Annotated in this window: 7 protein-coding genes; 4 read left to right on the top strand and 3 right to left on the bottom strand. The window is 44.3% G+C overall.

Annotated features, from left to right (window positions below; genetic code table 11):
• Positions 1-368 precede the first annotated feature (368 nt).
• Positions 369-866: a hypothetical protein gene (locus tag QUA04_RS14375; RefSeq protein ID WP_333258029.1), complete on the top strand. Its 498-nt coding sequence runs from the start codon at positions 369-371 to the stop codon at positions 864-866.
• A gap of 66 nt (positions 867-932) precedes the next feature.
• On the opposite strand, the gene QUA04_RS14370 is transcribed toward QUA04_RS14375, so the two are convergent.
• The 3 genes from QUA04_RS14370 to QUA04_RS14360 all read right to left on the bottom strand — a co-directional run bounded on the left by QUA04_RS14370 (position 933) and on the right by QUA04_RS14360 (position 5,511).
• Entirely contained in the window at positions 933-1,298 is a 366-nt protein-coding gene (locus tag QUA04_RS14370) for a response regulator transcription factor (RefSeq protein ID WP_039886668.1), read from the bottom strand.
• A gap of 322 nt (positions 1,299-1,620) precedes the next feature.
• Positions 1,621-3,957: a polysaccharide biosynthesis tyrosine autokinase gene (locus QUA04_RS14365; RefSeq protein ID WP_333258028.1), complete on the bottom strand. Its 2,337-nt coding sequence runs from the start codon at positions 3,955-3,957 to the stop codon at positions 1,621-1,623.
• A gap of 135 nt (positions 3,958-4,092) precedes the next feature.
• Positions 4,093-5,511, bottom strand: a complete 1,419-nt coding sequence (locus QUA04_RS14360; protein WP_333258027.1) for a polysaccharide biosynthesis/export family protein — start codon at positions 5,509-5,511, stop codon at positions 4,093-4,095.
• A 259-nt stretch (positions 5,512-5,770) separates the two neighbouring features.
• Here QUA04_RS14360 and QUA04_RS14355 point away from each other — a divergent pair, with 259 nt between their 5' ends.
• The 3 genes from QUA04_RS14355 (at position 5,771) to QUA04_RS14345 (ending at position 9,875) form a co-directional block, all read left to right on the top strand.
• Positions 5,771-7,192, top strand: coding sequence for an O-antigen ligase family protein (locus QUA04_RS14355; protein WP_333258026.1), 1,422 nt, complete (start codon positions 5,771-5,773; stop codon positions 7,190-7,192).
• Between the two features lie 131 nt (positions 7,193-7,323).
• Positions 7,324-8,661: a flippase gene (locus QUA04_RS14350; protein WP_333258025.1), complete on the top strand. Its 1,338-nt coding sequence runs from the start codon at positions 7,324-7,326 to the stop codon at positions 8,659-8,661.
• Positions 8,662-9,110: 449 nt separating this feature from the next.
• Positions 9,111-9,875: a hypothetical protein gene (locus QUA04_RS14345; protein ID WP_333258024.1), complete on the top strand. Its 765-nt coding sequence runs from the start codon at positions 9,111-9,113 to the stop codon at positions 9,873-9,875.
• The last annotated feature ends 12 nt before the right edge of the window (positions 9,876-9,887 follow it).

The raw sequence follows: 9,887 nt of genomic DNA, 5'->3' as shown, positions 1-9,887 counted from the left end.
ATGGTAAATGGTAAATGGTAAATGGTAAATGGTAAATGGTAAATGGTAAATGGTAAATGGTAAATGGTAAATGGTAAATGGTAATTGTGTTTGTAGTGGCGACTTTAATCCTCGTTAAACTCGCTCGTACTTGCCTTCCTCACTACCAATCTATAATGCTGATTTTACCGGACACGACTTGATTAACCGGACTGGATATCGACGGAATCGCTCAACTGAGAAATATAAAAATTTGTATTTTTCAAACTATTCAACTTCTGCTTGTGTGGCTTTGCTTCTAGCCCGCCTAAAATAGGCAATTTCTATGCCGATTAGGTGATGGGTTTGTGTTAATATGCTCAAATATCCAACAACCACGCGGTAATTAGGTGGACAAACTTCAGACAGATATAGAGGCAATTTACTCTCAAATTGAGGAATTGCGCCTGGAACGCCAGCAGCTTAGTATTGCCGATGTTGTTCCAGCAGGTGATTCGCCCCAAGCGATCGCCGATGCTTATCGGCGTCACGCGAGGGAAACAGCACAAGTGTCGGCAGAAGTCAAGGGGATTGATGATGCGATCGCGGCTCTGTCTGCTCAACTAAGTCAGAAACAGCAGCAGTCGGTAAAATTGCAAAGAATCAGTCCCATGGAGCAGCAAGTTGAAGAAGGAAGATTACTAGCTCAGGGGCACGCGGAACGGATTAATGAACTGGCGGCGGAACTGGCTGCGGAAGTGAAGGGACTCAAAGCTATCGCCGACCAAATTAGTCCCAGCTACTGGCAGGTTTATTACAAGCCTTTTATTACTGGTTTTAAGAGTATTTCTGTTCCCTACGTGCGATCTGACGGGGATGTTTGGACTATTGTCAATCGAGTAGTTTAGAGAGGCTGCGGGAGCAGAAATAATCAGCGCTCAAGACAATTTTTTTCCTGTCCCTATTCCTCTACCTCAACCTCGCAGCAGTTGCTTAATAGTGCCGACCAATTCTTGAGGGTGAAAGGGCTTGGCGATGTAAGCGTCGGCTCCTTGTTTCATTCCCCAATAGCGATCGAACTCTTCGCTTTTGCTCGAACACATCACCACCGGCAAATTTTGGGTTTTAGGGTCGCTTTTGAGCCGACGACAGACTTCGTAGCCGTTCATCCGGGGCATCACGATATCCAGAACGACTAAATCTGGGCGGTTAGCCTTGATTTGCTCTAGAGCTTCTACGCCATCACTCGCTACCGTGACGTTGAGTCCTCTACCTTTGAGCAAGTCGGCGATCATCTCCCGCAGAGTGACGCTATCATCAACAACCATAACTGTACTCATAGAATAATCCCTACCAAGTTTCTGGGTTGAAACGTTCACATTAACGTTTACACTAACGTTCACCTTCAAAGGTGTCTTTTCCTGATTGAGATTGCGCTCTGCTAAATGTAGTTTACCCACTTTTGCTGATTTCTCAATCATTTTCTGAGTAATTACCGCAAAATTTAAAGATCCGCGCAATCTCGGTTGACACACGAGGCTATGTCCGTTAGTCTATCATTTTCTTTCTCAAATGGTACTATTATCAAAAAATCAGGATATAGCTTGGTTGTGCGTTTCCCGTTGATGCAGGCGGCGCTCGGCCGCCTGCATCAACATTTCTCTAATTAGGATTTCTTGTACCTAAAGCCGATAGTTTTTGGTCGTAGAGCGTCTCTAAAACGACCGGGCGCTGGCGGTAGCTGTGACCGGTGTTTTTGCAGCCGTTAGCAACGATACCCAAGACGGAAGCTCCAGAAATTTTTAATTCTTCTAAAGCTTTGCGAACTTGCGATCGGTCTGTTTGCCCAATTTGGACGACCATAATCGTAGCGTCTGTGCGAGCTGCGATCAAGTGGGTGTCCGCCAAGCCTGCTACTGGCGGGGTGTCATAAATTACTAAGTCAAAAAATGCTTGAAATTGCTCCATCAGATACTGCATTTTTTTGGAAGAAAGAAGCTTGATCGGATCGGGGGGAATTTGGCCGGCGGTGAGTACAAATAAATTTTCTTGGTTCGGGGCTCGTTGAATCGCGTCGTTGAGGCTGAGGTCCGTGGAGATGGCCTCGCCCAGGCCACGCACGTTTGGCAGTCCTAACTTAGCGTGCAGTTGCGGGCAGCGCAAATCTGCATCTACTAACAATACTCGCTGTCCGACTGCTGCTGCTGTGGCTGCCAGGTGCAAAGCTACTGTAGATTTGCCGTCTCCGGCTACGGCTGAGCCGATTAAGAGCGATCGAATTGCCGTGCCTGCACTGAGCAAGTGAATGTTCGTGTATAGCGATCGAAATGCTTCTAAAAATTGAGAGTCCAAGTCACTCAAAATACTTGATCCCCCGCTCATCGGACCAGTATGCCTAGCTTCGACCGGTTCGACTACTTTCACTTTCGAGTTTGATCGAGCCGATGTTAGTTTTCTCTGTCTGGCTGGCGGTCTGCGCTTGACTTTTTTGGTAAACGGAATCACCCCGAGTATTGGCAATCTTGTGGCCATTCTCAGTGATTCTGGAGTGTGGAACACAGTATTTAGCACCTCTACGAGCAAGCCGACTGCTATGCCCAGCAGACTGCTTAAAATTACTGCCAGCGCTAACTGTTTTTTGGTTTGTTTGACGGTAGCTGTGATAGGGTTGCCGAATTTGTCCAGCGGAATTTCCGGAGGATTTATCAGCACCCAGGGGATTTGCTGCTGAGCTGCATCGATCCGCAAGGCTTCTCGTTTGGCCAAGAAGTCCGAAAAACTCTTAGTAACTACTTGCAGTTCCCGCTGTAAATCGTCGTATTGTCGGGTTGTGACTGAAAAGTTTCTAATTTTTTGGTTGAGAGCATTTTGCAAAGCTGTCATTTCGCGATCGCGCGCTTCCAATTCTTTGATTTGGGTCTCCAAATTTCCCATCACCACTTCTCTGGCTTGTTGAGTGGCGGTTAAAATCAGTTCTTCCCGACTTTTTTTCAATGCTAAAACTGGCAAACTGTCTTCTCTGTACTGAGCTAATTTCATTGACAAATCCGAGTCTATTTTCTGGATTTGACCTAACAGTCCAGCGTAAGCTTGTCCTTGGGTCATCAGCAGCCCCTGGGGATTATTTTCCTGGAGTAATTTTTCGTAGTTTTGGTAGAGGTTTCGCATCCCTTGTAGCTGAACTCTGATTTCTACTTGCTTGCCTCGAATGCTTTGAACTTGTTCAGACAGAGATTTTCCCTCTAGCTGCGGTTCAAACAAGTTGCTCTGCTGCCGCAGTCTTTGGACTTGCAGTTGCAAAACTTCCACTCTTTGTCGGAGCTTGGGCATCTCCGCATCTATAAATTTAATACCTTGATTAATGCCCATCAGCCGTTGCTGCAAGCTGTATTCTAGATAAGCTCTAGAAATTTTATCCAATACCCTATAAATTTTTTTTTGGTTTGAATCTTTGTAGCGAACTTGTAAAATTTTTGTGCCTTGCTGTTTGCCATCTTTCGTGTAGCTGATGCGGTTGATCGACATTTTTGAGATCAGTTCCGTATAGTTCATTTTGGGATACCACGTTCGCAATTCCTCAATCACTGGGTGCATCATTTTGGGGCTACGCAAAATCCTAATTTGGGTTTCGTAGTCTAGTAAGCTAATTCCTTCTATATTAATTCTTGCTAAGTCTGCAGCTTGGGTGTTGTTTAATTGTTTGGATTGCAAACCTTCAGCCGTGGCTGGTTCTACTAACAGGGAAAAGGAGCCTTCATACTCGACCGTTATGCTTTTAGAAGTGGCGATGATCGCTGTTCCTGCCAGGGCACTCAAAGCTATGGTGGCTGCTGCCATGACCAGGAAGCGACGGCGCACGACGCCTAACAGCCAGGACAAGTCTAGCTTTTCTTCTTCTCTCTCCTCTACCAAGTGATCTCTGTAGTTCTGAGCAGATAACTCCGGCAGTTTGCCATTCGATTTGGGTGTGAAGGGTTGGTAATCTTGTCTGCTATCCATATTCAGCCTGGGTATTTTTGAGGTTGATATTTTTGAGGTTGATATTTTTGAAGCGGCCAGGTCGCGGCTGGGTAATCTTATTGTTTAGTTTATTCTAGCCTTGGCCAGGAATTATCCACCTCACCCGCCGCCTTCTTACCTGAATAAAAATCGGAGAACGTTTATAAAATTTAACACTCCCGTAGCTGGCCCGACAGGTCCTATTACAGCGTTCATGCGATCGACAAAATTGACGAGACCCCTGCGAGATACGATAATCATGTCGTTGTTGCGAAGTTGAGGATTGGTTTCTTCGTTAATTCCTTGAGTTAAATCGACTTGGATCGTCCGTTTAGTAGCTGTACCATCGTTATTCAGGCGGACTAGCTCAACTTTATCTCTTCTAGCTCTGGTATTCTCGTACCCAAAAAATCCTCTGGAAATTAAAGCTTGATTCAGCGTGGCATTAGCTGGGAGCCTCAAGGGATCGAGGGATGTTCTGAGTTCTCCTACTACAAAAACGTTAATGCCGACGGGGGCAAAGTTAGTGCTAGCGAGCACACCAGCTTCTGCAGGGTTAACGATCGTAGCTTTGGGCACGATGATCGTGTCTCCCTCCTGGAGGATGGTATCTTGGGCGCCGTCGCCGGACTCTAGAAACTGCCACAGGTTGACTGGGATAATTTGTTCGCCTCTTCTGGTGACGCGCCGCACTTGGATTTGCCGGATGTCGGCATCCGAGGTGATGCCGCCGGCTAGCTGAATGGCCCGGATGACTGTGGGGAAACCTTCGCGGCTGAGGTCGTTTGTTGTGTTGCCACCGATCACGACGTAAGCCCCTGGGCGGGTGACTTGGCCAACGATTGAGATCGATCGAGGTTTTTCTGGGGGTGGCGAAAAGTTGGCCGTCGCAAATTGACGAGCTTCTGCTTGGTTGAAGTTGGCGACTGTGGGAATCACGATTGTGTCTCTGTCTTGCAAAATGATGTCTTGAGAGATGTCTCCTTCTTGCAAGAATTTCCACAGGTTGACGTTGAGCACTTGATCGGGGCCGTCTCGTTGGGGACGGCGGACGCGGATGTTGCGGATGTCGGCGACACCCGTGACGCCTTCTGCGAGTCTGATCGCTTGGGTGACGGTGGGGTACTGGACACTCGGCGAGGCTCCCGGGCCAGGAGTTAGGGTGATGGTGAAGTTTCCGGGTCTGGTAACTTCTCCGATGACGCCGACGTTGAGGGGGCGGGCGGCGACGAGGCTGACTGTGACTATGGGGTCTTTGAGGACGCGGCGGTAGGCGTTGCGGATGATGTTGGTGGCTTCTACTAAGGTGCGCCCGCGGATGGAGACCAGGCCGATCAGGGGCAGGTTGACGGAACCGTCGGAAAGCACTTCGTAGCCGCGGCTGAGGTCTGGTACTTCTAGTATTTCTATTTGGATGCGATCGCCACCGCCGAGTTTGTAGCTTTCGGGCGCTCTCGTAACGGGTGCAACGGTCTGGGCTTGGTCTGCGCCTAGGCGGATGGGAAGTTGTGCCGGGGTGCTTCTGGCGTCAGCGAGGACACTGGAAGCAAACAAGACAAGACCCACAACCGACGGGGCTATCTGTCTTGGAAAATGGGTGTTAACCATAAGCCACCTAATTTTATTGACTATGATTTATATAAGTGTAGCCTTTTTAGTGCTGGGCAAAAAGCTCATTATTTTAAGCGATCACCGAAAAAAGGATGCTGTATTTTTGCTGTATGCCTAATTTCTGTGCTAGCGTAGTTGCGGGTTGACGGCTATATTTTATATCTATATAATTTGATATTGTTTTTGATAAAGGAAAGCAATTATGACTCAACCAGTGTCTAAAGCAAATCTGCTGAAGGAGCTGATTTTAGGTACTTCTTCATTAACATGGATGCTAATTGCTATACTCGCGATGGCAACTATACTATTATTTCAATTTGCTAGTTATAAAAAAATTGGTTTGGCTTTAGAAAAAAGCTTTGCTATTTTTTATATTTTCATCTCTCCCTTTCTGACACAACCTCCTTTTAATTACTTGCATTTTATTAATTTGAAAGATCCTGAAGGTGGCATTTTAAAACTGCTGCCTTATTTTTTTTACCCCTGGGTATTACTTATTTTATTTTCACGTGTCAAGAAATTTAGTAGCAATTTTATACATTTTTTTGCTAAAGTGTTAATAATGAATCCTTTCTTTTTACTTTATACATTACTTCCATTACTGTCTACATTATGGTCTCTAGTTCCTGAAGAAACGCTAAGAGCAGGCATAGCTTTTTCAGGATTTACTGTTTTCGGGTGTTACATTGCAGCGCAATATAAGTGGGAAGACTTATCTGGTTTTTGGCGATGGGGATACACGGCAATCGGTTTTGCCAGTTTTGTAATGAAACCCCCTGGTTCAGGGGATTTTATCGGCTTAACCCAATCTAAAAATTCTTTGGGGGGAGTCTTAGCTTTATGTACGGCATTTTGGTATTTGCATTATTCTCAAGGAGCTAAAACTCAGAAAGAACGCTGGATTGCTTTGGGAATGATGTTATTTTCATTTTACCTGGTCAGGGCTAATAAGTCGGGATCTGCTTTAGTGATTACTATCATATTAATAATTGCAGTCTCCTCGCTAAATTTTCTAAAAAAGTTAAGTTTTCAGTGGGCATTTACTGCGATTATATGTTTCCTGGTTTTCAGCATAATTATGACTGTTTTTGTAGTAGACAACCTAGAGGATATTATTGTAGGTGGGTTAGGCAAAGACTTGACTCTAACTGGTCGCACCGAATTCTGGCCACAGTTAATAAATGCGGTCAACCAGCGCCCCTGGTTTGGCTACGGATACGATGGATTTTTTCAACAAGATAAGTTAGGCTCAGCTACTCCTGCTTATTTTATTTATACTCCTAATGGATTTCAACCTAAAAATCCTCACAATGGCGCCATCGGTATCTTGTTAGCCTTCGGTTGGCCGGGATTAATTTTAATGATGACTTCCTTGCTGCTCAATTTAGCTTATGCAGTTCGGTATTTGAGTCGTAGCACGCTGGAAGAAGCGGGAATCCCTATTTGTTTTCTAGTGTCTATTATTATAAGCAACCTTACAGAAGGTTATATTATAGATATAGCAAATCCTTGGCTGAGTTACGCAATGTTGACGGTTCGACTTGCGATAGATAATGCTAACAATAGTTCTAACAGCAGCACCAGTAACCCTCAAAGGCATTCTTTAGCTCGCACTGTCCATTGAAGTAACCTTTATTCGGCGGATCGTGGGTCAAGTTGTGGTATTGTTGTTATAGGATCAACCAGTCTAATTTTGCGAGATTGCCGACCCTGTCAGAACCGCGTTTGTGTTTTGTAAAGATTTAAAATATTCTGATGCTAGATAAGTTAACTGCGGTCAGTCAAAGGCTCGGCCCTAGTCTGCGCCAGGTACTCAGCAACATAGCTTGGCTGTTCACTGACCAAATCTTGCAGATGGGTCTAGGCCTGTTTGTTGGCCTTTGGGTGGCTCGCTATCTTGGTCCGACACAATTTGGATTGCTCAACTACGCGATCGCCTTTGTGTCTCTGTTTAGTTCGGTGGCAACGATGGGGTTGGGTACTCTGGTAGTGAGGAATATAGCTCGCGACCCAGAATGCAAAAATGAGACCCTGGGAACTGCCTTCGGACTGCAATTTACTGGTGGCTGCATCACTTTGTTGTTAACTGTCACCGTGATTACGCTACTCAAGCCCAACGACACTCTGACTCGGTGGCTGGTAGGTATCATCGCAGCAGGAACTATCTTTAATGCTTTTGAGGCTATCAATTTTTGGTTTCAGTCCCAAATCCAGTCAAAATATACAGTGTTGGCTAAAAATTCGGTATGTTTTTTAGTTGCTGCTGTCAGAATTGGGTTAGTGACAATTAAAGCCCCCCTGCTTGCCTTCGCCTGGGTTCGATTGGCAGAGGTGGCATTGGTAGGAATGGCTTATGTATATTTTTATAAGCTTACGGGGAATAAAATTAAGGATTGGCATTTTAGTGGGGAACGGTGTAAGGAACTGCTATCGGAGAGTTGGCCGATAATTTTGTCGGGATTTGCAGTTTATGTGTACTCAAAAACCGATCAGATCATGCTCGGTGCGATGAATAAAAATGCTGAACTGGGCTATTATGCTGCCGCTGTTAAAATTTCGGAAATATGTGATTTCTTGCCGATGATCATATCCAGCTCGATTTTTCCCAAATTAGCGGATTTGAGAAAGAAAAATCATGAAGAATATCTAAATAAATTTCAAATTTATTCGGATATTATGATATTTTTATGGTTGGGAGTTGCCATACCGATATCATTACTTTCTCCCTGGATAGTGCATCTACTTTACGGTGACAAATATGCACAGTCAGCAGCGGTGCTTGGAATCTATGTTTGGGCGCAATTTGGCAGTAACTTTGGAGTAGCACGGAGCACATATTTGAACATAGAAGGTCAGTTGCGCTACGGTCTTTATTTGACTGTAGTCGGATCTACTTTAAATGTAGGGTTGAACTTTTTGTTGATTCCTAAGTATGGAGCTTTTGGAGCAACCGCGGCTACTCTGATAACTTATTTTTACGTAATTATATTAGTCAATTTCTTGATTAAAGAATTGCGCCCATTCGCAAATTTCATCTGGCGCTCCCTTAACTTATACAAGGCCGCTTGTAGAATCAGAGGATTAGTAAAGTGATTCAAATTAAACCTAAAATCGAACAGCGCTCGAATTGCCCCTATTGCCACACGGAACTCAATGCCAAAAAAATTTTGTGGCAAGGGATACATATTGTTCTGGACTGTAAGTGCGCGGGATGTGGTAGCGAAATAATCGACGAGTTGAGAGTAGGTCATGGAGTCAGAAACTCTGTCCAAGTTGATAGAAATAAAGGTGAAGTTTTTGCAAAATTTGCTAACATAAAAGAATGGCTAGGCAAACCATTACTCAATTCACTCCAAAACCCTCAACCCGAAAAACTTGATATAGTCAAAGAAATTTTTAAACCCAGCAAGCGGGTAATTATCTTAAACTGTATCGATCATCTTTATGGTCATTCCCTGCTGAAGTTGCTAAATGCACAAAGGCACTTAGAATGCAACTCGGACTGCGGGTTAGTGGTGATAGTTCCTAAGTTTCTAAGGTGGATGGTTCCTGATGAAGTGGCAGAAGTCTGGACAGTACCTATTTCTTTAAAAAATGGTCAAACTTACTATCCCAGCTTCGCCGAGTTTGTGGAGGAAGAAACTAAACGCTTTGATGAAATTTATGTCAGCGAAGCCCATTCTCACCCTAGTCAGTTTGACATCACGCGGTTTACTAGAGTTCCCCAACACAAATTTGATGAACCAGAAACAAGAATTACTTTTATTTGGCGGGAAGATCGTTTATTAGTTAACAGTGGGCTGTTCCGAGTTCTGAAAAAGCTAAATCAACGAGAAAGGGCATTGCCATTGCAAAACTTAAAAATTCAGCAGTTATTTCAGAAAATCAGGTTGCAAGTACCAGAAGCAAAATTTGCCGTAGCTGGTTTGGGGACAAAAACTAAGTTTCCAGAATGGATTGAAGATTACAGAGTGGATAGTTTTAATGAAAAAGTTGAAAAGGAAATATGCCGTGTTTATTCACAAAGCCGCTTAGTAATTGGTCTGCACGGCTCTAATATGTTACTACCTTCGGCTCATGCTGGTATGACAATTGATTTGATAGATGAGCGTTGGGGGAACTTTGCCCAAGATATTTTATACCAAGAAAGTGACCCAAGAATGGCTAGTTTTCGCTATAGATTTTTGCCCTATCAGACTAGCAATGATACACTGGCATTCATAGCGACTGTGATGGTTCAGAAGTGGTTTAATTTTAAATCGCAGATGACTGCTGATATTGTTAATTCACATGTTGAAGACTACTAGAAAAATTAGAGT

Source organism: Microcoleus sp. S13_C5 (assembly GCF_036700845.1).
Taxonomy (GTDB): Bacteria; Cyanobacteriota; Cyanobacteriia; order Cyanobacteriales; family Microcoleaceae; genus Microcoleus.
The sequence above is the reverse complement of the archived record's forward strand: the minus strand, read 5'-3'. Positions and strand labels throughout refer to the sequence as shown.